This window comes from Microbacterium sp. AG790, from assembly GCF_003634765.1.
Lineage (GTDB): Bacteria > Actinomycetota > Actinomycetes > Actinomycetales > Microbacteriaceae > Microbacterium.
Genome location: NZ_RBWZ01000014.1, coordinates 1 through 21,957 on the forward strand (window position 1 = coordinate 1; position 21,957 = coordinate 21,957).

A 21,957-nucleotide genomic window follows, 5' to 3' on the forward strand; every position below is an offset into this window, starting at 1 on the left:
AGTGCGGGAACTAGACAGCTCCACTCTCGACCGGGAGGTCCTCACCCGTCTATCGCGTCACACCTCAACCAACGTCCCTGGGCAGCACAGCTAGCTCGATGATGTGCTGCCATTCCTCGATATCACGGAGCGAGCGCAGTCGCTCATTGAGCAGCTCGAGCTCGGTGGGACTGAGGCTAGGTAGCGCTGCGGTGATTACTTCCTCCGCGTGGGTCACCGCTAGGAGGTGCTGATGGGCAGTCTCTTGCCGCTTGAATATCGCCCTAAGCGCATCGTGATCGGCCGCGATTGCCTCTTCACGACGAAACAGCGCGCGCTCAATCGATGACAGCGCCTCTACCAAAGCGGATGAGTCCGGCGACTTGTAGGTGAAGAACTCCGCGCCGAGTGGAGAGTCGAGTGCGTCAGCGATGCCGATGGCTTCGCCAAGCCGAACGGAGCGTGCGCCGGACTCGATGCGCGAGATCGCGGACGCATCCACAAGCAACCCGCGGCTCGCTAGCCGCTGTACGAGGTCCGATTGGCTGAGCGCCAGCGACTGTCGGCGCTCCCGCACCCATTTGCCGAAAGCGGGTTCAGCTTCGTCAAGTTGACCGTATTGCACGACGCCCATCGTATGCGCTTGACGCAAGTGAGCACCAGTGGTAGACCTGAATTGTCCAAGTCACATGACTTGCTCCATCCACAAGAGGGGAAGTGTCCAATGTCCACCATGACCGCGTCCGCACCCGCGGACATCCTGTTCGTCCCGGAGGTCGCCGAGTATCTGCGCCGCTCGGTCGACAGCATCCGGTGGCTCATCAACACCAAGCAGCTCAAGGCAGCGAAACTCGGCGGACGTGTCGTCGTCCGGCGCATCGACCTCGAGAAGTTCATCAACGACGCATTCGCGGATGCCAGCTGATGCCGAAGGACCCGACCGCCAACGCTGCGATCAGGAGCATCGAGACCGCTGACAGGACCGCGGCGCTCGTCTTCCGCGGCGCAACCTCCGAACGTGTCTGGCTCGACCGAGCCACCGCACGTACCCTCGCCGGCATCCTCCATGTCCGGCGCGACCCGGCCGGCGAACTTCACGGCCGCATCAAAGAAGAAGCCGCCGCCCTGCTGCAACAGGACGACGGCCAAGCACTCACGAAGGAGCACTAACTCATGACCATCGTAACGGTCCCGACCCCCAGCGTCGCCACCCTGATCAGCATGACCGCGGAGATCGAGGCGCTCAAGGAGCAGCGCACGTTCGCCCTCCGCGACCTCATCGACGACTGCGAGTTCATGGACATCCCCGTCCTGCAGCTCTACTACTTCCACGTGCGCGAGAACGACCACGCATCACCCGGCGACGTCTTCCACATCACCGACGTCCACCACGAGTGGAAAGGCGGAGACGACGAGACCACCGCCCACCTCGCCGCCAGCTGCGACCACGAATGGTGCCGCCCCGGCGATCGGGTCAAGTTCCCGAAGCACCATCACGTCGGCAACCGGACCTTCTACACCCGCCGAGGAGACCACGTCCTCGCCGGCATCGAGACCGTGGTGGAGCCGAAGATGTTCGGCGAGCTCAGACCCGTCGACGTCTACACGTTCATCCCCGTCGCCTCGGAGCGATCGCGATGAACGCCGCGTGTTGCGACTTTGAAGACTGCATTCTCGCGGAGGACCACGCCAACGGGTTCACCGATCTCCATGTACGTGACGTCGACCACAAGTCTGTGACGATCGCCTTCTCGCTCGAGGGGCACGTCAAGAGCGCCGCGTGGGTGCCCAACATTTCGGAGTTCACGTTCGATCCCGATTCGATCACCGACGACCTCAACGAGCTCGACGAACTGATCGCCGGACTCACGGAAGCTCGTGTCGCGATCGCGGAGTGGCTGACAGTATGAACGATTCCGACAAGCATGTTGCTGATGCAGTGCGGGCTGAGCTCGCCCGGCAGCGCATCAAGACCCCACACGTCGCTGACGCCCTCGGCGTCAGCCGTCCAACTCTCTACTCGCGGCTTGCGGGGAAGTCGTCCTTCACGATTCGAGAGCTCGACCGGATCGCCGACGTGATCGGTGTGGACACGCTGCGGCTCATCGAGTCGGCAATTCTCGGAAAGCGCATCGGGGACCCCATCGAGACGCAGGAAACCGAACCCGAGCCACCACTCCAACACGACCCATTCGCTCAACCTCCGCGCGCACGCCGGCACAACGGAAGGGCGTACTGATGCACACCCCGATGGACGAATCTGCGTGGTACGCCTGCGAGGCCGCGACCATCGCGGTCCACGGACGCGATCTGGCTACCGGGACGGTCACCGCAATCCTGCTGCTGGACACGTGCGGTGAGGTCGCGCAGGAGATCGACCGCGACCTCGCGAAGGCGCTCGCGTTGCGCCTCCTCGACCTCGCCGACGACCTGCCGGAACCCGTGAGGATCGTTCGGCGAGCCGCCGACGTCGACGAACATCTGCGTGAGCTTGACGACTAACGAGAAGGGCCGGCCTGCACGGGTCGGCCCTTCTCACATGAAAGGAGGTGCTCGTGAGTGACTTCAGATTCGCGGGGCGTTGGCTCAACGACCGTCGCGTCATGGCACTCAGCGGCGACGACTTCCGCGCGTTCGTGACGGCCGGGACGTGGATGGTCGAGAACCGCACCGACGGGGCGATCACGGATGCCGACCTCGACTACATCCCTCGGTTCACACGATCGAGTATCCCCAACCTGGTCGCCGCGGGACTGTGGGCGAAGTCGGCCGAGTCGTCGTGGCAGATGGTCGAGTACATCGGCACGCAGACCAGCCGCGCCGAGTTCGAAGTGCTCGACAACATCCGAAGGGCAGAGCGCGAGAAGAAGGCTCGCCAACGGGCCGCGAAGAAAGCCAGTCCCGGGGACGGTCCCGGGGGACATGTCCCGGGGATGTCCCGCCGGACTGGAAAGGATAGGACAGGACAGGAAGGACAGGCCGGCGAGGAAGGAAGCGAAGCTCCACTCGAAGAGCACGTGGATCTCGTGAGCGGTGTGGTCTCCTCATGGCCGACTGCTGTCCCTGGTTCCCCTGGTGAGTGGGAAAGCCCGGATGCTCCTGGGTCAGTGCTGGGGTCGGTGGCATGAGCGTGTGGGTCGAGAAGCCAGCAGACACGGGCTCCGCCGTCTGGGGGTGCTCCACCTGCGACCGCGGCGCCTGGTGCTCCGACCACACCACAGCCCGCCTTGAAGCCCGTACCCACGCGCGCGGCCACGGCGAGAGCACGGTCAACGTCATCCGCGCACACCGAGGCCCCACCGCCGACCAGACCCGCGACAACCGCATCCGAACACTCCGCAGCGCCGGACACAGCATCAGGCAGATCGCCGAAACTGTCGGGATTTCCAACGCCGGGGTCACCAAGTCCCTCGCCCGCACCAGGGCGAACGCATGACCGAGAAGCACCGCGACCCCGTGTGGCGGCACACGACCCGCATCATCCGCGCCCAAGTCCGCCAAGCATGGGCACGAGGTGAGGACGTCGCATGCTGGCGACACGGCGACATCATCCCTGAGGGCACACCCTTCGACGTCGGCCACATCTCACTGCACGGAGGCAACACCATCGACAACGCCGCACCCGAATGCCGACACGGCAACCGCAGCCACGGCGGCAAGATCGGCGCCCGCATCACCAACCAGCGCAGACGCGCCAGAACGACAGGACTGGTCACACCACCATGGGCATGACGAAGGAACCGAAGGCGGGAAGCCCCGCCCTCGAGATCGCCTACCTGGCGCTCGCCATCGCGTCCACCATCGCGACCATCACCGGGCTGCCGTTCGGCTCACCCACGTTCGCGATGGCCGCACTCGGCATCGGGATGATCCACCACGAAGGACGGCGAACCCGCGTCTTTTTGGCGCGAGTCGCTCGGCTCCCCGCCTACGGCTCAACACGCGCCCCTCTCCCTGTCGATCGGGCTCGGGAGGTGTCGTGACGAGCGGCGGCGTTGTGGTTGCGCCCACGGGCGTCGTGCCGTCGGTGGCGGACCTTCAGGACGAGGCGACGTGGCTGGAGTGGCGTTCGCGCATCCCGGTGGCGGCGCACGTGACGGAACTCGTCACGACCGACCAGACGAGGGCGGAGTTCTTGGAGGGTGCTCGTCTTCTGCGGATGGACGTGCGACGTCGGGGTGGGGATGGCTTTTCGGGGCCGTCGCCTATCCAGTTGGTCATCGCGGACATGCTGAATGCCGGTAAGAAGTTCAACGGCATCATGGAGCCGCGACGCACGACGAAGACCACTGCAGTCCAGGCCGTGATCCTGGGGCGCTGCAGCCTGCGCGAGGACTACCTCGTCGGTTGGACGTTGGCCAAGAAGGACGGCGGGCAGAAGACCGGCGAGCGGTTCCGCAAGGACATCGTCACGCACGTTGAGCGCCTGTACCCGGACCCGAAGACGCGCCCGTTCATCATCAACACGGGCAAGGGCACCGAGCACATCCGCTGGCCGAACGGCTCGTACTTCAACGCGTACGCGCCGGGGAACGAGGCGTTCACGTCCGGCGCGTACGACGTCGCCTGGGTCGACGAGGCGCAGGACGCGACGCCGGAGATGGCCGAGGACATGATGACCTCGATACCCCCGACGCTCGATGGTCGGTTCCTGCCGCAGATGATCGCGTCGGGTACAGCGCCCGACTTCCAGCAGGGAAACCTGCTGTGGAAGCTGCTGACCATGCCCGGTGCCGGCGTGGTCCGGCATGGCATCCCCGAGGACACCGACCCCGCGGAGCTCGAGGCGTGGGAGCCGGATGAGGAGCACCCGCACGCCCGTGTGCGTGAGCTGATCGAACTGAACCATCCGGGCATTGGCTACACGACTCCCCTGTCTGACGTGCTCGACAACTTCCACGCGATGTCGTCGAAGGCGTTCCAGCGTGAGTACCTGTCGCTTCCCGGCGAGGAGGGGTCGGCGACGGCGCTGATCAAGCAACCGCTGTGGACGAAGACGCGAACCGAGAAGGCGTTCCCGAAGTCGATGCCGTCGGTTGTGGCTCTCGCGATCGCTATCCATCCAGACGGCAAGTGGGCATCTCTCGCCGCAGCTTGGCACGGGACGAAGGGACGCCGGCACGTGGCACTGCTGCACCACCAGGAAGGCGTCGACGGGTTCGGCAAGAATGTACTTCTCCGGGCTCGGAAGCTGAACCGTCGCGTGATCTTCGATCCGGGCCGCCCGGTCGAGAACGTCGAGATCGCGCCGCTCGTCGCTGGCCGCCCGCCGATGCGCACCCGCCCGCTGGCACGGATGGAGATACCTCGGTCGGCGGTGCTGTTCATGCGGTTCCTCAACGCCGGCGACCTCGTCACCTACCACGGGCAAGACCCGCTCGACGCCGCCGCGGAGATCGTTGTGCGCCGCGCGTTCGGCCAGACCGGGGCGTGGGCGTTCGGCAGGCCGGACGAGAAGACCCAGCCCGACGACGACATCACACCGATCGAGGCAGTCGCTCGCGCCCTCTACGCGCTCGACGACGAGAAGGGCCCCGGCGGTGTCCCGGAGTTGGTAGGCGTCTAGCACACTCCCGGGTGGTAACCGTTAACGCTCAGAGGCCCGTCACCGTGGAGACATGGCGGGATTCTGGGCATGGCTGATGGGGGACGTCTCCCCCACCTCCGCCAGCGGCGCGCCCGCGCTCGCCGCCCCCGGCTCTGGCGACAGCCTGCAACAGGCGATCGTCGGCGACATCCTCGGAACCCTTCCCGAGGAGCTCGTCACCCGCGTGACCGCCGCCCGCGTCCCTGAGCTGAAGCGGGCGTTGAAGGGCCACCAAGCGCTTGTGTCGCCGCTGCGCTTCGAGAAGTTCGAGAACGACACCAAGGCCGACCCCCAGCCGTACTGGGTCGGCTCCTGCAACTACCCCGGCATGTCCCGCCACATCGCCATCAAGAAGCTCGTCGAAGAACTGTACTGGGAGGGCTTCGGTGTTCTCGGGTGCCGCCTCGCGACGGACGACACGGTGTGGGATTGGGTACCCGTGCCCCGGCATCTGTGGTCGATGGACCCGTCGACGCAGCGCGTTACCCTGCACGACTCGATTCCGGCCGAGTACCGGATGCGCGTCGTGCTCGTGCCGCTCGGCGCGAACGGTGTCATGGCCGACGGGATCGACTCGATCCGCCAGGCCCGCAAGCTCGAGAAGGCACGACAGACCCGCCTCGACGCACCGCCCGCCGCGACCGAGCTGCACATCACCGATCCCGCCTTCGATCAGATGAAGCGTAAGGAGAAGGAGACCCTCGCGACCTCGTACGTCGAGACCCGCGCGAAGCACTCCGTCTCCGTCACGCCGAGCTACATCGAGGTCAAAGAGCGCGGCGTGTCCGGGCAACTCGACCTGTTCGAGGACGCGAAGAACTCCCTGCGCCTCGAACTCGCGATGCACGGCGGCGTGCCGGCGTCGTTCGTCGAGGGCGGCAAGGAAGGCAGCGACCTCTCCTACTCGAACGAGCAGGACCGCCAGTCCGAGATGTGGACGTACGGGTCCGCCGAGTACGCCTACGCGATCGCCGCCGCACTTTCCGGCGACGACGTCGTCGGCCCCAATGCCGAGGTCCGCGCCGACCTGTCGCACTTCTCCGTACCCGCTCCCACATCCATCGACCCGGAGGCCGGCGACGCCTCCCAGGAGACAGCATGACCAACACGACCGAAGCGGGCCTGTTCTCCCGCGTCGCAGGGACCCGCGAGATCGAGGGTCTGCTGCTCCCGTTCGGCGAGCTCTCCCGCCCGAACCTCTCCGGAACCGAGCCGGTCATGTTCAGCGCTTCCGCCGTCGCGCTCCCCCGTGACCCGTCGATCGTCACCCTGAACGATGAGCACGACCGGTTCAACCCGCTCGGCCGCGGCGTGCAGTTCACCATGACCGAGGCCGGCGTCGTAGGCCGGTTCGCGATCGCCAACACCGATGAGGGCGACGCGTTCCTCGCCTCCTACGGTGACGGCACAGGCAAGCGCAAGCTGTCCGCCGAACTTGGCTCTCTCGTGCGCAACGGCATCAACGCCGTCCGCTCCCGCCTCACCGGGGCGGCTGTCTGCGCCGAGGGTGCGTTCGAGTCCGCCGCCCTGTTCTCCCTCGCTCCCGGTCAGAACGTCGAGTTCACCACCGAAGTGCCGGCCAGCGACGAGTACTCCGCACCAGACCGCGACAACAGTTCGCGCACGGTGTCGGAGTTCACCGACTCCGAGGGCGTCCGCTGGCGGCGCATCGAGGAGTACTCCAGCAAGTCCACCGTCGAGAAGATCACCGACGCCGAAACCCCGGCCGAGGACAACACCACCAGCTCCGAGGAGGAGACCATGACCGCAGCTGCCGCTCCCGCGGAGCCTCAGACCCCGGCCGCACCGGCCCTGTTCAGCGGAGCACCCGCACCCGCCGCCGACCCGGCCGACGTCGACATGAACGCGTTCTTCTCCGCCTTCCACGCGATGAAGACCGCCCGCTCGGTCGACACAGAGAACGCGCTCATGGCGCTCGCCGACATCAAGACGACCGACCCCGGCGCGTCCGGGCTTGGAGCCGGCCTCGCGCCGAAGGCCTGGGTCGGCCGGCTGTGGCAGGGCAAGCGGTACGTCCGCAAGTTCATCGACCTCGCCACCCACGTCTACGGCCCGATCGACATCAACGGCCGCGAGGGCTACCGCCTGAACGACACCGACGGCTTGGTCAAGAAGCGCACCACGGGCGAGAAGACCGAGCTGCCGACCGGTTCCGCGACGAGCGACAAGCGCAGCTCCACCCGCGACAGCTACGGTTACGCCGCCGACGTCGCGCAGGAGTGGAACTACCTCTCCGGCGGAGCGGACGTCATGCAGCAGTTCTGGCAGGGCGTCGCCGACAGCTACGCGAAGGTCACCGACGTGGACGCCCGCGACACCCTCATCCGCGTGGCCATGAACCGCGACGGCGCGGCCCTGTCCGCCCTCGTGGCTCCCGAGTCGCTGCCTGCCGGCACGCCCGCCAACTCCGCGTACTACCCCGGTGTGGTGCAGCTGATCCAGGCGATCGAAGCGATCAGCGACGCGGACGATGACCCGGCCTGGGCGATTGTCAACCCGGTGCTGTGGAAGCAGCTCATCTACACGCCGAAGGATCTGCTGCCCGAGTTCATCTCCCTCGCCGTCACGCCCGGCTCCGGCCAGGCGTCGGTCGAGGGGAAGGTCGTGGTCAAGAAGGCCCCGCAGTCCGCCTTCCCCGGCACGAAAGCGACCGACCCCCAGGTGGCGGCTGGGTCGAAGGCGGCGGTCGAGTTCAAGGAGCTCGGTGAGACGCCGATCCAGATCGACGCCGTCGAGGTTGCCAAGTTCGGCCTCGACCGCTCCATCGTCGGGTTCCTGGAGACGTTCATCGAACGCCCGGAGTCGACCGTCTTCATCGGCACCAAGCCCTGACCATGGCCGACTGGTTCAGCGACGCCGACCTCGAGGACGCGCACGACGCGTTCCCGGAGCTCCCGATCGAGAACGAGACTCTCGCCGGGATGCTCCTGGACGTCGCGCGCGAGCAGGTCCTCGCGTTCGCGGCGGACGATGAACCGGTCGTGCAGGTCACGGATCTGCTGCACAACCTCGGGGTCGAGGACGCGACGATCGCTCAGGTGATCACGCTCCTCGACCTCGAGGCCAGCAGCCCCGGCGTGCCGACCCGGTACGTGTACGCGCAGCTCATGCAGGCAAAGAACCTCTGGCTCGCGGGCAAGGGCGAGGACGGCCCTGAGGGGTTCACGTTCTCCCCGCGGCCGCTGTCGAAGGACATTCAGCGGGTCATCCGCCCGACCTCCGGAGTCGCCGATGTTTTCTGACCCCGCCACCATCCGCAACGATCTGCGCGACCGTCTCAAACCGCTGTTGCCGGCGAACTGGCGGATCATCAACAACCTGTCCGAAGCGATCGACACGGTCGTCACGGTCCTGTACTTCGAGTTCACCGAGGTCAGCTCGTCCGTCAACGGGACGGCGCTGGACCGGTTCACCGTCGCCCCGAAGTTCGACCTCGTCGTCGCCTCCGCCGGGGCCGGCGACGAGGACGGGGCGGACGCCGACCTCGTCACCCTCGCACACGCTCTGCAGCAGTGCGACGACATCTATTGGGACACCGCGAAGAAAGAACGCCTCAGCACCGGGGCGCTCGCCTGGCGGTTCCCCCTGACCCTGCTCTCAACCATCGAGGAGTGACCATGGCCGACGCACCCAACGTCGCAACGTACAACAAGTCCGGCACGATCAAGATCGGCGCGGACAACTACACCAAGGGCGTCGACTCTTTCGCGCTCGTGCCCACCACCCCGACCGCGCAGCACACCGACATCGGCGGCGGTGTCCAGTCCGTCGTCGGAACCCCGACCTGGGTGTGTCAGATGTCGTTCGCGCAAGACTGGGCCTCCGAAGGCTCCCTCTCGCAGAAGAGCATCGAGTGGGCCGGGCAGACCAAGACGATCGAGTTCACCCCGCAGACTGGCGCGGAGGTCGTGACCGTCGAGGTCGTGTTCCAGCCGTCGCAGATCGGTGGCGCGGCGGGCGGCATCAACAAGGCCACCCTGAACCTCGGCGTCAACGGGCAGCCCGACTTCGGAGCCTGACCATGGCGAGCAGCGGCCGCATCAGCCTCCTGGTCGACTCGCCGCTGCGCGACATGCTCCTCGCCGCCCGCGAGCTGCCCGCCGACGTCCGCAAGGAGATCGGCGTCCAGACGAAGAAGGCGGCCGAGCCGATCTGGTTCGAAGAGGTCCGGGACCGGGCGGCGACCCGACTGCAACAGCGAGCGCTCGTCAACAGCGCTCGCGTCGGCGTCACCGCCCGGAACCTGTTCCTCCGCTCCGGCTCCGTTGGGAAGCTCTCCGACGGGACCCCGGTCTCCGTCGTCGCGAAGGGTGCGGAGTACGGCGGCAACCCCGCCAAACGAATCATCCAACGCTCCCGACGCGGCAAGAAGTATCCCCGCCGCATGGGCTCCGTGTTCGGTGCACCCCGCCGCGGAGGCAACGTCTTCAACCCCGCCGCCGGCGACTCGATCGTGAGGTTCTCGTCTCTGATGATCCAGACCGCCACCCGTACCGCCCTCGACCACCTCGAACTGAAAGGACGATGATGGCCTCCGTCCACGAGATCGGCATCGCCGCGGATACCCGCGGGTTCGACGAAGGCGTCCGCAGCGGCATCATCAAGCCGCTCGAGCAAGCCGAGGACGCGTTCAAAGACCTCGAACGCGCCGCCTCCGATGTCGGTCGCGACGGCGCTCGCGACGTCTCCCGACTCGAGGAGGCACTGCAGGACGCCCGCAAGGAATCCGAACGCACCGAGAAGGGTCTGCGAGACGTCGGCGACACCGGCGAGAGGGGCTTCAAGCGACTCGGCGAGAAGGGGGCTGAGGTATCTGGGGAGCTTCGGCAGAACCTCGGCGAGACGTTCTCCTCGTTCCGCGGTGACCTCGAAGACCTCCCACAGATAGCGCAGGACACCCTCGGCGGCCTCGCCGGGTCGGGTGCGCTCGGCGGGATCGGAGGTCTTGCTGCCACAGCCGCAGGCGCGGCGGGCCTCGGTCTGATCATCGGCGCGATGGATCAGATCGACGAGAGGAACCAGGAACTCGCCCAGCGGGCAGGAGAGATGGCGCAGGCGTTCATCGACGCCGGCAGCAACGTCCTCAGCGCGACGAGCATCGCCGCCGCATCCGCCGACGTCATCACGGACGAAGACAAGCGCAAGCAAGTTCAGGCCTACGCCGACGCACTCGGCATCGACCTCGCCACAGCAGTGCGCGCGTACGTCGGCGACGCGAACGCGATGAAGGTTGTCGACGCTCAGGCAGGGAAAGCCAAGGAAGAGAACCTCGCGATCGCAGACGCGCAGAAGCAATCCCTCAAGGAGCTCACCCCGGAACAGCAGAAGAGCCTTCAGCAGAACATGGCTGCGATCGGCGCTCAGCGGGAACTAACCGGCGTCATCGACCAGGCAAACACGAAGTTCAACGACCAGCAGGCCGTACTGAAGGGGCTGATCAATGACGCGCAAGGAGCGACCAAGGAAGTCGACGATCTCGGAAACGCGGTCTACACCCTGCCCGACGGCACCCAGATCATGATCGACGCGAAGACCGAGCAAGCGACCACGGATATCTCGAAGTTCAAGGGCGACCTCGACGGCATCCCCGAACTCGTCACCAGCAAGCTGCAGATCGATATCGACACCAGCGACTTCGACCGAAAGATGGCTGCCATCAACCGCCGCGCCGCGGAAGGGGTCTCAGTCGTCGTCAACCCGACTCTCGGAAGGGTGATCCAGTGATCACATTCACCCGCTACCCCTACACCGGCCCCATCGACCAGCTCGACGTCCCCTCGATCGATGCCCCGTGGACGTCCGCCCGCGAGTCCCGCACAATCGAGCACCAACTGCTCGAGTCTTCAAAGACGCTATACACGCTCCGGCCGCCTCGACCATCTGCCGGAGCTATGACGCTCCGCTTTCCCGACGCCGCCAGCGCACACGCAGCGCGGGACTTCTTCTCGACCGCGGCTGAGTTCGATATGTACCCAGTCGACCCGCCCGAGCTCTCCGCACGCTTCGTGGTCACGGGCGGCGATATCGCCATCACTCAAGAGACCGGATCCTGGACGCTCACTCTTCCGTGGCGGGAGGTCATTGCATGAACTCCGTCCACTACGAGTACGAGGCTGAGGTCCGCGACGGCAACCAGTGGATCGCTCTGCCCGCCACCGACATCGTCCCCTCTGCGGATCTGGACCGGGTCCCCTTCGCTGCGGCCACAATCACCGCTGGTGGGCTCAGTGAACAGCAATGGGCTCTCCTTGACCCGCGCCTCGTCGATCCTCATGAAGGTGGTCAGGTGCGCTGGCGAGTGCGGCAGCTCGATCCGGCAGGTGCTGTCATCGGATACTTGCCACGGGTCGGCGAAGCAACAAACCAGTGGGCGACGATGTACGTGCGAAGCGTCACTCGGGATCTCAACGTGGCCACGATCATGCTCGGCGGCGGCGAAACGATGGTCGACGATCGTCTCGTCATCGAGGACACCGGGCGTCTGACGTCGAGATACGAGATCTCGAACGTGCTCGCTCAGCCCAGGACGCTCGGCGGCTACGTCGACGCTCTTCTCGGACTCACGTTCGGTGCCGGACATGCGAATCCTGCCGATGATGCGGCAGCCGCGGTGCTTTCAAGATCCGCCGGCCCTGGAACTCGTCTGTCAAACCCTGAGCACGTCGAGATACCTATCCCCGCGCCAGCCGGAGCGTCGTTCATGCAGATCATCGAGACCGAGCTGTCTTCACTCGGCATGCGCCTGTTCGACGCCTGGGGCCTCGGCTGGTACGTCGCCAGCCGCGACAAGGTCGCACCAAGCGATCCCGTCAACCTGCGATGGGCATCCCACGACGACGATCTGCCCGCCGGCGTCGAGCCCATCATCCTGTCCTTCAACGACACCGTTTCTCGAGACGGCGACTGGGCCGACACCGTGGTCGTTGTCGGTGAGTCTCCGGCGTTCGACAGCACCCGCACATGGCGGCACTTCGCCGAGGGAAGCGCACGGTCGCGGGGTCGCGTAATCGAGATCACGGCAGGAGAGCCATCGGGAAACCTCGCTGATTCGGTCGTCAGTCGAACGTTCCGGCGAGGCCGGGACATCGTGGTGACCACGCAAATCCGCACTGAAGCGACACCGGGCGCACCGATCGAACTGCACCTGAAATCGGGTGTGCTCGCCGCGGAAGTTGTGTCGGTCGAATGGCAGACAGGGCGGGGCGAAATGACAGTTCACGCGCGATCAGCGCAGCAGATCAGCGTCGACATCACCGATCGCCAGAACGCTACTCGGGTATCCGCCGAGAAGGCGATGAGTGAGGCAGAGAAGCTCGCGGCTCAGGCGTACGAGAAGTCCGTTCAGGACACGACAGCGCAGATCGCGGAGAACAACCGGCAGAAGCTGTGGGAGTTCCGACGGGGTTGGGACGGTAGATTTTGACAAGCCCGGAGAACATGGTCAACGAGTTCCTGCCCCAGCTGCGAGCTCACGTCATCCGCAGGTACGGGTGGCTCGAACAGCGCGGGAATTGCCTGGTCACGATCGACGATCTCATCCAGGTCGCGTCGATCGCACTTCTCCGCCACATCGACCGGTGGCCGAGAATCGCCGCTGACCGAGGGTGGGACCCAAGCAACAATGACGGCGCCTTCTTCGTCATGCTCAAGGAAGACATCAAGCGCAAGATCATCCGATACCGGCGATACGCTGGCGACCCCGCCGAGGGGGAGATCGACCCTGTCGCGACCAGCTTCGACAATCGACCCGCGATCGAAGGCCACGAGCTCGAGACCACCGAAGCCGAGTACCGAACATCGCTCCACGCCCCGAACATGCTCCCCCACTGGAAGATGGTGCAAGCGGACATCGTCGACTACTTCGTGTTCCTCCGCAAGCGGGAGAAGATGAACATCGCACTCCGCTACTTCGACGAACTCTCGCACGCCACCACCGCTGAGATGCTCGGGATCAGTGTCCAGTCCTCCAGGCAGACGATCACAAAGGTCAAGGCTGAGTGGATCAACCACGCCCGCAACCAGTTCCGTGACGAGCAGCTTCTCACGCAAGAGAGGACACACGGCATCGTCTGGGAGCCGTCCGAAGCGCTCGTCGCTTACATCCGCGACCGGCACAGGATGGACATCGACGAGTACCTCGGGATCGTCACCATCGCTTTCCGCGAAGACGTCGGTTACCTCACCGAGATCCTTAGCGAGGAATACCACTACGGGGCGACCGCGCACGCCGCTTCGCGCGCCCTATCTCCGTACCAGGAGGCGCAAGTCGACAAATGGATCGCAGCGGGGATGAGTCAGGCTGACATCGCCCGTGATCTCGGCGTCGCCTACCATCACGTCAACGCTTACGTGAAGAGCGGCAGACGGTCCGTCAACCCTGCCTGATGTCGTCCTCACTGGATAGTCTCTCGCTATGACGCTTCCCAGACCACGCTTCGTTACCGACGTCACTGTCGAGAGCCTACCCAACGGCATCCTCGTCACCTGGGGGCTCGGCGAGGAAGTGCCCGGTCCGGTCGAGTTCTTCGGATATGAAGTCGAGTACTACGCTCCGGACGGTTCGGCGGGCAAACAGATCGGCGTGAAGGTCGTGGAGAAGGTCACCGCCTACATCTGGGAAGGCAGCACGGGAGCCAACTACGCTGGCACTAATGTCAAGTTCGAAGAGAGTCGAATGCTCGCTGTATATCAAGACGCCAGTATCGGACTCTCCCAAATTGGCACTCTCAGGGCGGTCTTCCACGTCAACGGCTCTGACATTCAATGCGGTATTCCGGTCACCTTGATCTAGATGTTCAGGGGTTGACGCGGTTGGCTAGGGCGCCGACAACGGTTGCGGTGAGCTCGTGGTCTCGTCGACGATCGCGGTGCTGAGCGCGACGAGGGAATGGCCGATGCTTACCAGAGCGGTCCCCGTGGCGACCATCAGATGCGCTACCACGTCCTCGACCGCGGATGCGTCCGGTCCCTGCGGCAAATCTCGAGCCGTGAGCCGGAGGTCCTTCACAATCTGGTGGAGTTCTTCGATGGTCTTGGCGACCTCTGTTGCGTGAGCCGCAGGCATCGTCGGCACCTAGTTCCTCTCACGTTCTGCGACGCGCTGGGCATATTGCGCGGCCTCCTGCCGATCGACGATTCGGGCGGCGTGCGCGTCGATGGCGCGATCAAGGGACCCGTCTCGCATCCACATCTCGTGCTCGCGTAACGCTGCACGGGTGCCGTGCTGGACGCCGAATCGGATGAGCACGTACGTGACAGCAAGCGAGGCAAGCGTGATGATGATGTAGACGATGAGGAATTGCTCCATGAGCGTGAGCCTAGACCGCGCGAGAGTCGCAGCGACCGCACCTCACCTGTAGCGCCGGGGCTCCTCCGGTAGCGATTCCACCCATCGCCGGAGATCTCCGGCCGCGAAGACTGGCTTCGTCGAGATGTACCTCACGATCAGGTCACCCCGACTGACCGCCTGGCGCAGCAGTTCGGTGCTCACCCCGACGGCGATGGCAGCCTCGGGGTACGTATAGGCGAACTTCGTCACCGTGAGGGCGTTCGCCACCTCTTCGTGGATGATGTGGCGCAGCTCGTTCGTCGTGTGAACGATGTGAACAGGCTCCGCCGTCGTGGCAACTTCGCCTTGCCGCGGCCTCTCTGGATGAGCCTCGAGGTACTCGTCAAGGTCCTCCCACTTACACGGCAGGTGAGACCGAGTGGTCTCAAACTCGTGGAACGATGAGGTGCCCTCGTAGCGGACCCTGATGCTGGAGTAGTAGTGCCTGCCGGGGTCTATGATCAGCACCTTCTCCGCGGGGTGGGTTGTACCTCTGAAGTAGGCCCACCACTCTTGGGAACGGATACCGAGTTCTCCGCCTATCGGCATAGCGCCGAGGCTACAGCAGCGCTCGCTCGGTCCGCAGGAAGTCCGCAGAAATCTCATCGAACGCCCCTAGCGCGTCGCGTGGTCGGCGTGTGTCCCGCGTAATCACGCGGCTGACACCGACCACAACACTTCACATTTGAGGCGGGATACTACGAGCTGTACTTCGGCGTCTGAGCGACGCCCGCACGAAGAGCCCGTCGGCACCGCGCCGGCGGGCTCTTCGCCGTCGTGCGGCGCTCCCTCAGACTGCTTTCTCAGCGGAAGCGCCTCGCGGACGATGCCGCGTGCTCCGTAGGATCGTCGCGTCGCTCTCCCCCGCACACCACCCCGGCCGCGGGCAGGCAACGACAGAGACGAGGATCCATGTTCGCCGTCACCACCAATGACGTCCCCGGCTACCGCATCACGAAGGTGCTCGGCGAGGTGATGGGCTTGACCGTTCGCTCGGCGAACTTCGGCCAGAACTTCACCGCCGGCTTCCGCTCGCTCGCGGGCGGTGAGATGCCCGAATACACGAAGGTCATCTACGAGTCGCGCTTCGAGGTGATGCAGCGGATGTGGGCGGAAGCGCAGCAGCGGGGCGGCAACGCCGTCGTCGCGATGCGCTTCGACTCAGGAGCCATCGGGAGCTTCACAGAGTTCTGCGCTTACGGCACGGCCGTCGTCGTGGAGCCGATCGACCCGCCCCAGGGGTGAGCGCGGCACGGCGGCCGAGCGACGGAAGAGTGTGGTGCTCGACGCGTCGCGCCCGCTAGATTGAGCGCACCCGATAGCGTCACGCACCAACCCGGAGGTGCCCGTGGGCGTGCTCTCCCGCCGCCAGTTCCTCGCCGTCGTCGGCGGTCTCGCGGCCGCCGGTGCGCTGCCGCGCGACCAGTTGGCGCAGGCTCTGGCGACGGCGCCGCCGCGCGCGGCGATCGCCGAGTCTCCGTCGACGCTCGCTCGCACGATCCTGCAGGGCGCGGTGCAGAAGGGGTCCTACCGAGGGCTCGTTGCCGGTCCGGGTGAACCCCATCTGCCGCGCCTCGACGTGCTCCGTCGCGGCGCGACGGCCGGACGCGCGGCATCCCGTCGATCGCTGCTCTACCTCGCGCACCTGTCGGACATGCATGTGATCGACGCGCAGTCCCCAGGCCGGATCGAGCCGATGATCGTCCAAGACCATTCGGCGTGGGGCTCGGCGTTTCACCCGCAGGATCCGCTCAGTCCGCACGTGATCGCGGCGATGACGAAGTCGATCTCGGACCTGCGCTACAGCCCGGTGACCGGCGCGCCCATGGATGCCGCCGTCGTCACCGGAGACAGCGCCGACATGCACTCTCATCGCGAGCTGCGTTGGTACATCGACCTCCTCGACGGCCTGAGCGTCGACCCGCGCACGAGCGACACGTTCCAGGGCGTGCAGGCCTGGGCAGAGGCCGTCTGGGCCTACCGTCCCGCTGATCCCACCGGCGGTGCGTTCGGCGCCTACGGGTTCCCCACGCTGCCGACTCTGCTCGATGAAGCCATCGCCCGCCCCGTCGCCTCGGTGGGGCTGCCGGCACCGTGGTACACCGTGTACGGCAACCATGAGACGCTGCTGCTGGGCACGTTCGACCTCGACACCCAACTGCGCGCACTCGCGGTGGGCGGTCGCAAGTCCTACACGCTGGAAGCGACCGCCGCGATGGCGCTGGGCGGCTACGCGGCGCGCACGAGCGCCGTGCAACAGACGCTGGACGCATGGGGGCTCGAGCTCGGGCTACGCCCGGGATTCAAGGGCGTACCGGCGAACCGCGACCGCGCACTGTTCACCCAGCAGGAGTTCATGCAGGAGCATTTCCGCACGGCCGATCGTCCCGGTCCCGTGGGCCACGGCTTCACCGATCACAACCTGAGCTCGGGCGAGACTTGGTGGAAAGCGGACCTGTCCGCGAACGTGCGGGTCTTCGGGCTCGACACGTGCAATCAGGTCGCCGGCCCTGACGGTGCGGTCCCGAAGAACCAGTTCGACTGGCTTGAGGCCGAGCTCGCCGCGGCGACGAAGGAGCGCCGCCTGGCCATCGTGCTCAGTCACCACAACAGCGACACGCTCGAGAACCGCGCTCAGCGTCCCGGTCAGGACGAGGTGCTGCTCGGAGCAGACGAGTTCGTGGCGATGCTCACGCGGTACCCCGTCGTCGTGGCATGGCTGAACGGGCACACGCACCTGAACCAGATCCTCGCCCATCCCGCCCCGACCGGTGGCGGCTTCTGGGAGATCACCACGGCATCCTGCATCGACTTCCCGCAGCAGCAGCAGACCGTCGAGCTCGTCGACAACCGCGACGGCACGCTCTCGATCTTCACGACGGTCGTCGACCATGCGGCCGATCCGGTTCCGGGAAGCGGCGGCGACTACCTGGCGCTCGCGTCACGGAGCCGGGAGCTGGCGTCCAACGACTGGGCCGAGACGCCGCTCATGCGACGCGGCTCACCGCTCGACCGCAACACCGAGCTGCTGCTTCCTGCGCCGTTCGATCTCGACACCATCAGCGACGCGGCGTTGGAGACGCAGCATCTGACCGCTCGTGCCCGCATTCTCGCGCACGAAGGAGCTCTGTCGTGACCTCGCGCCCGTCATGCGCCCTGGTCGTGGTCGCCGCTGCATCCGTGGTCGGCGTCCTGACCGGGTGCTCTCAGATCGCTGCTCTCGCCCCGGTCGGCGGCAACGCACTCGCCGTGGTGCGCTTCGGAGCGATCGACGTCCTGCAGCAGAAGAACATCGCCGTGCTGACCGCGCCGGTCTGCGCGCTGGCAGAATCCGGACCGGTTGTCACCTGTTCCGGGACCAGCATCGATGGTCGGCAGATCACGGTCACCTCGAGCGTCGCATCCGACGCGCAGCTGGTCGTCGCCGTCGGCGGCGAGACGATCTTCTCCGGCGCGCTGACCGAGGTGCTCGACGAGGCGGCTCGCGGATGAACATGTTGCGCTCCCGGGCACGTCGCGGCGTCATGGCTGCGCTCGTGGTCACGTTGCATGCCGGCTTGCAGGCCGCGTTCGTCGCCGTGGCGCCCCGGCTGCCGCTGGATGCCGGGGCGATCGCCCTCGCCGCCGCATCCGCACTCGTGATGCTCGTGGCCGCCGCTGCCCTGTGGACACTTGCCCTGCGCGCGGTGGCCCGTGGCACGCTCCTGACGCTTTTCATCGTGGGGCTCGTCGTCGGAGCATCCGCCGTCGTGGCACCCGTCGCGCTCCCGGTGGTCGTCGCGCTCGCGAGCCCGCTCATCGCGGTGGGCTCGCCATCCACGGCAGCAGCGATCGCGCGTCGGCATCCGTGGCGCACGCTGGCCTGGGTGATCGTGACGGCTGTCGCGGTCGTGCTGGCGACGATCGTCGCGATGCTGCTCGGGCTGCTCTCCCCCGGTGCGCCCGGGGCTGCGCTGGCCTGGGTGCTGATCGGTGTCGGCGCCGTCGGGCTGATCGGCGCCTGGGTGCGATGGGCAGGTGCGAGGACCTCGCCGGGGCCGGCTCAGCCGTAGAACAGCTTCTCGAAGTCGCGGCGCGCCCGTCGCGCCGTGCGCAGCCACTCCTCCTCCACCAGGGTCGCCGAGCGTGCTGGATACTCCAGAAGCCGCCCGATGCCGTCCAGCTTGCCGCGGTCGGTCGGCAGCACATCGCTGGTCTGCCCCGACAGCAGCGTGTTCGCCGACCTCAGCCGACTGGCCAGGCGCCACGCGTCGTGCAGGCGCTGCGCAGCGGCATCCGGTACCAGCCCGGCCACCCGCGCCGCCTCGAGGGCCTCGAGGGTGGACGTCGTCCGGAGGGGCAGGACATCGTGCGCGTGTTCGTGCTGCAACACCTGCACGAGCCACTCGACGTCGCTCAGCCCGCCGGGCCCCAGCTTCAGGTGACGCGCGCGATCGACACCCTGCGGGAGACGCTCGTTCTCGACACGGGCCTTGATCCGCTTGATCTCCCGAAGATCCTGCACCGCCGGTCGTGCGGGGTAGCGCACCTCGTCGGCGAGGGCCATGAAGCGACTGATGAGCTTCACACTGCCGGCGACACCGCGGGCTCGCAGCAGTGCCTGCGCTTCCCACGACAGCGACCAGCGGCGGTAGTACTCGGTGTACGAGTCGAGGGATCGCACAAGGGGCCCGTTGCGACCCTCCGGCCGCAGATCGGCGTCCAGATCGAAAGGAACGCGATGGTCTTCGGAGTACGAGCGGAGGCCACTGACGAGTTTGATCGCCAGATCGTGGGCGCGCTGCGGCTCGATCCCGTTGGCTTCGTAGACGTAGAGGACATCGGCATCCGATCCGAAGCCGAGCTCGGCGCCGCCGAAGCGACCCATCGCGATGACGGAGAAATCGAGGGCGGCGTCCTGCGGGGCGACGATCTCGCGCCGGACGGCACGGAGAGTGGCCTGAATGGTCACCTCGCTGACCGTCGTGAGACCCTGTGCCAGCTCGTCGATGGTGAGGGTGCCGAGGATGGCGCCGAAGGCGAGGCGCAGCAGTTCGCGCCGACGTAGCGCGCGCACCGCTCGCATGGCGTCGCCGACCGTCTCGTGGCGTGTCTGGATCGCCCGCGCCTCCTCCTGCAGCGCGTGCCCGCCGCGCGGACGCAACTGCTCGTCTGAGTCGAGCCAGGCCACCGACTCAGGGATCCACTCCATCAGCTCGCCGATGTACCGCGAACCCGACAGCACGCGCGTGAGACGCTCGGCGGCCCCGGAGGAGTCCCGCAGCATGCGCAGGAACCAGGGTGTGTCGCCCAGGCGTTCGCTGATGCGTCGGAAGGCCAGCAGACCGTAGTCGGGGTCGACGCCGTCGGCGAACCAACGGATCATCACCGGCATGAGGTGACGCTGGATCGTCGCCTTCCGGCTCAGCCCGCCGGTGAGAGCGCCGATGTGCCGGAGGGCACCCGCCGGATCGTGGAATCCGATCGCCGCCAGCCGGTCGTGCGCCTGATCCGGCGACAGCTGATGCTCGTCCGAACTGAGCGCCGCCACCGCCGACAGCAGCGGACGGTAGAACAGACGCACGTGGATCTCGCGGACCTCGCGTTTGATCCCTTCCCACAGCGCCCACACGGCGGGTCCGGTCTCGGCCAGCCCGGAAGAGCGGGCCAGCACACGCAGGCCCTCGGGGTGCTGCGGCATCAGGTGGGTTCGTCGCAGATCCTTCAGCTGCATGCGATGTTCGAGTACGCGCAGCATGCGGTAGTCGCGGGAGAAGGTCGCCGCATCCTCACGGCCGATGTAGCCGGCGCCCACGAGGGCCTCCAGCGCGTCGAGCGTGCCACGCTGACGAATGCTGTCGTCGGTCAGTCCGTGTACGAGCTGCAGCAGCTGCACCGTGAACTCGATGTCGCGGATGCCGCCGGGTCCGAGCTTGAGTTGATAGGCGACGTCGGCGGGAGGGATGTGCTCGGTGACGCGTTCACGCATGCGCTGCACGCTGTCGACGAAGTTCTCCCGGGCGGCGCTCGTCCAGATCTTCGGCTGGACGGCGGCGACGTATGCGTCGCCGAGCATGCGATCACCCGCGAGCGGACGGGCCTTCAAAAGGGCTTGGAACTCCCAGCTCTTGGCCCACCTGTCGTAGTACGACAGGTGCGAGTCGAGCGTGCGGACGAGGGCGCCCTGTTTGCCCTCGGGTCGCAGATTCGCATCCACCTCCCACAGCGGGGGCTCGATCTCCATTCCCGAGATGCCACGCATCGTCTGTACGGCGAGTCGCGTCGCGATGTCGATGACGCGGCTCTCCCCCACCTGTTCGACGAGCTCATCCGAGCCGCCGCCGACGAAGATCACGTCGACATCACTGACGTAGTTGAGCTCTCGAGCGCCGGTCTTGCCCATCCCGATGATCGCCAGCCGTGTGGCGGAGACCTGCTCCCGGGGGAACAACCCGGAGCCCGGCGCACCGCCGGCGACGCGCGTGCGCGCCACGCAGAGCGCTGCCTCCAGAGCCGCCCCGGCCGCGTCCGCAAGGCTTGCGGCCACCGACGCCAGGACGTCGACCGCATCCTCGGCGCCGAGATCGTACGTCGCGATGCGTGCGAGCATGCGGCGGTAGCGCACGCGCAGCGCCACCCACGCGCTCTCACCGCCCGTGGCGGCGAAGCCATCGGCATCCGCTCCCACAGCGTTCGTGAGCTCAGCGCGAAGTTCGTCGGCTGTCGGCAGCGGCGCACCCGCACCCGTGAGATGAGCCAGCTCGTCGGGATGGCGCAGGTAGAAATCCGCGAAGCCGCTCGAGGCGCCGAGCAGCCGCCAGACGCTCGAGGAGACGCGACGCAGGGCCTCTCCGACGGCCGGTGCGTCACGTCGCGCGATGCGCGCCAGGGCGGACAGAGCGGCGTCGGGGTCGCCCGCTTCCGCGGCCCCGCGCAGAATCTCCTGCCGGTCCATCCCGAGCGCATCGACCAGCTCGGTCAGCAGCGCATCGGCGTCGCCGAGCTCACCGAACCCGTCGCGCGCCAGCTGTGTGAGAACCGACGTGCGCTCGTTCGAGGACAC

General features: G+C 66.5%; 31 protein-coding genes. 26 read left to right on the plus strand and 5 right to left on the minus strand.

Features of this window, described 5'->3' with window-relative positions; translation table 11 throughout:
* Positions 1-64: 64 nt before the first annotated feature.
* Positions 65-613 carry a helix-turn-helix domain-containing protein gene (locus tag DEU37_RS14165; protein ID WP_121191253.1) on the minus strand — a complete coding sequence of 183 codons (549 nt, stop codon included), beginning with the start codon at positions 611-613 and terminating at the stop codon, positions 65-67.
* A gap of 99 nt (positions 614-712) precedes the next feature.
* Between DEU37_RS14165 and DEU37_RS14170 the strand changes: the two genes are divergently transcribed.
* The 22 genes from DEU37_RS14170 (at position 713) to DEU37_RS14270 (ending at position 14,378) form a co-directional block, all read left to right on the plus strand.
* Complete coding sequence (locus DEU37_RS14170) at positions 713-904, plus strand: helix-turn-helix domain-containing protein (RefSeq protein WP_259457308.1); 192 nt, start codon at positions 713-715, stop codon at positions 902-904.
* Positions 904-1,149 carry a hypothetical protein gene (locus DEU37_RS14175; RefSeq protein WP_121191255.1) on the plus strand — a complete coding sequence of 82 codons (246 nt, stop codon included), beginning with the start codon at positions 904-906 and terminating at the stop codon, positions 1,147-1,149. Before DEU37_RS14170 ends, DEU37_RS14175 begins: the two co-directional genes overlap by 1 nt.
* 3 nt (positions 1,150-1,152) lie before the next feature.
* Positions 1,153-1,620, plus strand: coding sequence for a hypothetical protein (locus DEU37_RS14180; RefSeq protein WP_121191256.1), 468 nt, complete (start codon positions 1,153-1,155; stop codon positions 1,618-1,620).
* Between the two features lie 95 nt (positions 1,621-1,715).
* A complete protein-coding gene (locus DEU37_RS14910; protein ID WP_183043693.1) occupies positions 1,716-1,889 on the plus strand; it encodes a hypothetical protein in 174 nt (57 codons plus the stop codon).
* Complete coding sequence (locus DEU37_RS14190) at positions 1,886-2,218, plus strand: helix-turn-helix domain-containing protein (RefSeq protein WP_016465193.1); 333 nt, start codon at positions 1,886-1,888, stop codon at positions 2,216-2,218. Before DEU37_RS14910 ends, DEU37_RS14190 begins: the two co-directional genes overlap by 4 nt.
* A gap of 11 nt (positions 2,219-2,229) precedes the next feature.
* Entirely contained in the window at positions 2,230-2,481 is a 252-nt protein-coding gene (locus DEU37_RS14195) for a hypothetical protein (protein WP_147424885.1), read from the plus strand.
* A gap of 53 nt (positions 2,482-2,534) precedes the next feature.
* Positions 2,535-3,107, plus strand: a complete 573-nt coding sequence (locus tag DEU37_RS14200) for a hypothetical protein (RefSeq protein ID WP_147424886.1) — start codon at positions 2,535-2,537, stop codon at positions 3,105-3,107.
* Positions 3,104-3,415 (plus strand): helix-turn-helix domain-containing protein, encoded by a 312-nt coding sequence (locus tag DEU37_RS14775; protein ID WP_147424887.1) that lies wholly within the window; start codon positions 3,104-3,106, stop codon positions 3,413-3,415. The genes DEU37_RS14200 and DEU37_RS14775 overlap by 4 nt, the downstream gene beginning before the upstream one ends.
* Entirely contained in the window at positions 3,412-3,711 is a 300-nt protein-coding gene (locus tag DEU37_RS14205) for a hypothetical protein (RefSeq protein WP_121191260.1), read from the plus strand. The genes DEU37_RS14775 and DEU37_RS14205 overlap by 4 nt, the downstream gene beginning before the upstream one ends.
* On the plus strand, positions 3,708-3,962 hold the full coding sequence (locus DEU37_RS14210) for a hypothetical protein (protein ID WP_147424888.1): 255 nt from the start codon (positions 3,708-3,710) through the stop codon (positions 3,960-3,962). The genes DEU37_RS14205 and DEU37_RS14210 overlap by 4 nt, the downstream gene beginning before the upstream one ends.
* The gene (locus DEU37_RS14215; RefSeq protein WP_121191262.1) at positions 3,959-5,545 is read left to right on the plus strand and encodes a hypothetical protein; all 1,587 of its coding nucleotides are present in this window, start codon (positions 3,959-3,961) and stop codon (positions 5,543-5,545) included. Before DEU37_RS14210 ends, DEU37_RS14215 begins: the two co-directional genes overlap by 4 nt.
* A gap of 52 nt (positions 5,546-5,597) precedes the next feature.
* Entirely contained in the window at positions 5,598-6,668 is a 1,071-nt protein-coding gene (locus tag DEU37_RS14220; protein WP_121191263.1) for a hypothetical protein, read from the plus strand.
* On the plus strand, positions 6,665-8,419 hold the full coding sequence (locus tag DEU37_RS14225; RefSeq protein WP_121191264.1) for a hypothetical protein: 1,755 nt from the start codon (positions 6,665-6,667) through the stop codon (positions 8,417-8,419). Before DEU37_RS14220 ends, DEU37_RS14225 begins: the two co-directional genes overlap by 4 nt.
* Positions 8,420-8,421: 2 nt before the next feature.
* On the plus strand, positions 8,422-8,829 hold the full coding sequence (locus DEU37_RS14230) for a hypothetical protein (RefSeq protein ID WP_121191265.1): 408 nt from the start codon (positions 8,422-8,424) through the stop codon (positions 8,827-8,829).
* A complete protein-coding gene (locus DEU37_RS14235; protein ID WP_121191266.1) occupies positions 8,819-9,202 on the plus strand; it encodes a hypothetical protein in 384 nt (127 codons plus the stop codon). Before DEU37_RS14230 ends, DEU37_RS14235 begins: the two co-directional genes overlap by 11 nt.
* A 2-nt stretch (positions 9,203-9,204) precedes the next feature.
* The gene (locus tag DEU37_RS14240; protein ID WP_016465179.1) at positions 9,205-9,606 is read left to right on the plus strand and encodes a hypothetical protein; all 402 of its coding nucleotides are present in this window, start codon (positions 9,205-9,207) and stop codon (positions 9,604-9,606) included.
* 2 nt (positions 9,607-9,608) lie between these two features.
* Positions 9,609-10,115, plus strand: a complete 507-nt coding sequence (locus DEU37_RS14245) for a hypothetical protein (RefSeq protein ID WP_121191267.1) — start codon at positions 9,609-9,611, stop codon at positions 10,113-10,115.
* Entirely contained in the window at positions 10,115-11,311 is a 1,197-nt protein-coding gene (locus tag DEU37_RS14250; RefSeq protein WP_121191268.1) for a hypothetical protein, read from the plus strand. The genes DEU37_RS14245 and DEU37_RS14250 overlap by 1 nt, the downstream gene beginning before the upstream one ends.
* Positions 11,308-11,676, plus strand: a complete 369-nt coding sequence (locus DEU37_RS14255) for a hypothetical protein (protein WP_016465176.1) — start codon at positions 11,308-11,310, stop codon at positions 11,674-11,676. Before DEU37_RS14250 ends, DEU37_RS14255 begins: the two co-directional genes overlap by 4 nt.
* Complete coding sequence (locus DEU37_RS14260; RefSeq protein ID WP_121191269.1) at positions 11,673-13,010, plus strand: hypothetical protein; 1,338 nt, start codon at positions 11,673-11,675, stop codon at positions 13,008-13,010. The genes DEU37_RS14255 and DEU37_RS14260 overlap by 4 nt, the downstream gene beginning before the upstream one ends.
* A gap of 14 nt (positions 13,011-13,024) precedes the next feature.
* The gene (locus DEU37_RS14265; RefSeq protein ID WP_121191270.1) at positions 13,025-13,972 is read left to right on the plus strand and encodes a hypothetical protein; all 948 of its coding nucleotides are present in this window, start codon (positions 13,025-13,027) and stop codon (positions 13,970-13,972) included.
* A gap of 28 nt (positions 13,973-14,000) precedes the next feature.
* Positions 14,001-14,378, plus strand: coding sequence for a hypothetical protein (locus DEU37_RS14270; protein ID WP_121191271.1), 378 nt, complete (start codon positions 14,001-14,003; stop codon positions 14,376-14,378).
* A gap of 24 nt (positions 14,379-14,402) precedes the next feature.
* Here the strand turns inward: DEU37_RS14270 and DEU37_RS14275 are convergent, their stop codons facing one another.
* The 3 genes from DEU37_RS14275 to DEU37_RS14285 are packed head-to-tail and all read right to left on the minus strand — an operon-like array spanning position 14,403 to position 15,464.
* Positions 14,403-14,651: a hypothetical protein gene (locus DEU37_RS14275; RefSeq protein WP_147424890.1), complete on the minus strand. Its 249-nt coding sequence runs from the start codon at positions 14,649-14,651 to the stop codon at positions 14,403-14,405.
* A gap of 9 nt (positions 14,652-14,660) precedes the next feature.
* Complete coding sequence (locus DEU37_RS14280; RefSeq protein WP_121191273.1) at positions 14,661-14,894, minus strand: hypothetical protein; 234 nt, start codon at positions 14,892-14,894, stop codon at positions 14,661-14,663.
* Between the two features lie 42 nt (positions 14,895-14,936).
* Positions 14,937-15,464 (minus strand): hypothetical protein, encoded by a 528-nt coding sequence (locus DEU37_RS14285; RefSeq protein WP_147424891.1) that lies wholly within the window; start codon positions 15,462-15,464, stop codon positions 14,937-14,939.
* 363 nt (positions 15,465-15,827) lie between these two features.
* Here DEU37_RS14285 and DEU37_RS14290 point away from each other — a divergent pair, with 363 nt between their 5' ends.
* The 4 genes from DEU37_RS14290 to DEU37_RS14305 all read left to right on the plus strand — a co-directional run bounded on the left by DEU37_RS14290 (position 15,828) and on the right by DEU37_RS14305 (position 18,967).
* The gene (locus tag DEU37_RS14290; protein ID WP_036285104.1) at positions 15,828-16,160 is read left to right on the plus strand and encodes a YbjQ family protein; all 333 of its coding nucleotides are present in this window, start codon (positions 15,828-15,830) and stop codon (positions 16,158-16,160) included.
* Positions 16,161-16,263: 103 nt separating this feature from the next.
* Complete coding sequence (locus DEU37_RS14295) at positions 16,264-18,051, plus strand: TIGR03767 family metallophosphoesterase (RefSeq protein WP_121191275.1); 1,788 nt, start codon at positions 16,264-16,266, stop codon at positions 18,049-18,051.
* Positions 18,048-18,407 (plus strand): hypothetical protein, encoded by a 360-nt coding sequence (locus DEU37_RS14300; protein ID WP_121191276.1) that lies wholly within the window; start codon positions 18,048-18,050, stop codon positions 18,405-18,407. Before DEU37_RS14295 ends, DEU37_RS14300 begins: the two co-directional genes overlap by 4 nt.
* A complete protein-coding gene (locus DEU37_RS14305) occupies positions 18,404-18,967 on the plus strand; it encodes a hypothetical protein (RefSeq protein WP_121191277.1) in 564 nt (187 codons plus the stop codon). Before DEU37_RS14300 ends, DEU37_RS14305 begins: the two co-directional genes overlap by 4 nt.
* Here the strand turns inward: DEU37_RS14305 and DEU37_RS14310 are convergent.
* A complete protein-coding gene (locus DEU37_RS14310) occupies positions 18,958-21,957 on the minus strand; it encodes a bifunctional [glutamine synthetase] adenylyltransferase/[glutamine synthetase]-adenylyl-L-tyrosine phosphorylase (RefSeq protein WP_121191278.1) in 3,000 nt (999 codons plus the stop codon). The genes DEU37_RS14305 and DEU37_RS14310 overlap by 10 nt on opposite strands.

Coding starts and splice junctions, on each gene's coding strand:
- DEU37_RS14165 (WP_121191253.1), bottom strand. CDS start 613: ATGGGCGTCGTGCAATACGGTCAACTTGACGAAGCTGAACCCGCTTTC.
- DEU37_RS14170 (WP_259457308.1), top strand. CDS start 713: ATGACCGCGTCCGCACCCGCGGACATCCTGTTCGTCCCGGAGGTCGCC.
- DEU37_RS14175 (WP_121191255.1), top strand. CDS start 904: ATGCCGAAGGACCCGACCGCCAACGCTGCGATCAGGAGCATCGAGACC.
- DEU37_RS14180 (WP_121191256.1), top strand. CDS start 1,153: ATGACCATCGTAACGGTCCCGACCCCCAGCGTCGCCACCCTGATCAGC.
- DEU37_RS14190 (WP_016465193.1), top strand. CDS start 1,886: ATGAACGATTCCGACAAGCATGTTGCTGATGCAGTGCGGGCTGAGCTC.
- DEU37_RS14195 (WP_147424885.1), top strand. CDS start 2,230: ATGGACGAATCTGCGTGGTACGCCTGCGAGGCCGCGACCATCGCGGTC.
- DEU37_RS14775 (WP_147424887.1), top strand. CDS start 3,104: ATGAGCGTGTGGGTCGAGAAGCCAGCAGACACGGGCTCCGCCGTCTGG.
- DEU37_RS14205 (WP_121191260.1), top strand. CDS start 3,412: ATGACCGAGAAGCACCGCGACCCCGTGTGGCGGCACACGACCCGCATC.
- DEU37_RS14210 (WP_147424888.1), top strand. CDS start 3,708: ATGACGAAGGAACCGAAGGCGGGAAGCCCCGCCCTCGAGATCGCCTAC.
- DEU37_RS14220 (WP_121191263.1), top strand. CDS start 5,598: ATGGCGGGATTCTGGGCATGGCTGATGGGGGACGTCTCCCCCACCTCC.
- DEU37_RS14225 (WP_121191264.1), top strand. CDS start 6,665: ATGACCAACACGACCGAAGCGGGCCTGTTCTCCCGCGTCGCAGGGACC.
- DEU37_RS14230 (WP_121191265.1), top strand. CDS start 8,422: ATGGCCGACTGGTTCAGCGACGCCGACCTCGAGGACGCGCACGACGCG.
- DEU37_RS14235 (WP_121191266.1), top strand. CDS start 8,819: ATGTTTTCTGACCCCGCCACCATCCGCAACGATCTGCGCGACCGTCTC.
- DEU37_RS14240 (WP_016465179.1), top strand. CDS start 9,205: ATGGCCGACGCACCCAACGTCGCAACGTACAACAAGTCCGGCACGATC.
- DEU37_RS14245 (WP_121191267.1), top strand. CDS start 9,609: ATGGCGAGCAGCGGCCGCATCAGCCTCCTGGTCGACTCGCCGCTGCGC.
- DEU37_RS14250 (WP_121191268.1), top strand. CDS start 10,115: ATGGCCTCCGTCCACGAGATCGGCATCGCCGCGGATACCCGCGGGTTC.
- DEU37_RS14260 (WP_121191269.1), top strand. CDS start 11,673: ATGAACTCCGTCCACTACGAGTACGAGGCTGAGGTCCGCGACGGCAAC.
- DEU37_RS14265 (WP_121191270.1), top strand. CDS start 13,025: ATGGTCAACGAGTTCCTGCCCCAGCTGCGAGCTCACGTCATCCGCAGG.
- DEU37_RS14270 (WP_121191271.1), top strand. CDS start 14,001: ATGACGCTTCCCAGACCACGCTTCGTTACCGACGTCACTGTCGAGAGC.
- DEU37_RS14275 (WP_147424890.1), bottom strand. CDS start 14,651: ATGCCTGCGGCTCACGCAACAGAGGTCGCCAAGACCATCGAAGAACTC.
- DEU37_RS14280 (WP_121191273.1), bottom strand. CDS start 14,894: ATGGAGCAATTCCTCATCGTCTACATCATCATCACGCTTGCCTCGCTT.
- DEU37_RS14285 (WP_147424891.1), bottom strand. CDS start 15,464: ATGCCGATAGGCGGAGAACTCGGTATCCGTTCCCAAGAGTGGTGGGCC.
- DEU37_RS14290 (WP_036285104.1), top strand. CDS start 15,828: ATGTTCGCCGTCACCACCAATGACGTCCCCGGCTACCGCATCACGAAG.
- DEU37_RS14305 (WP_121191277.1), top strand. CDS start 18,404: ATGAACATGTTGCGCTCCCGGGCACGTCGCGGCGTCATGGCTGCGCTC.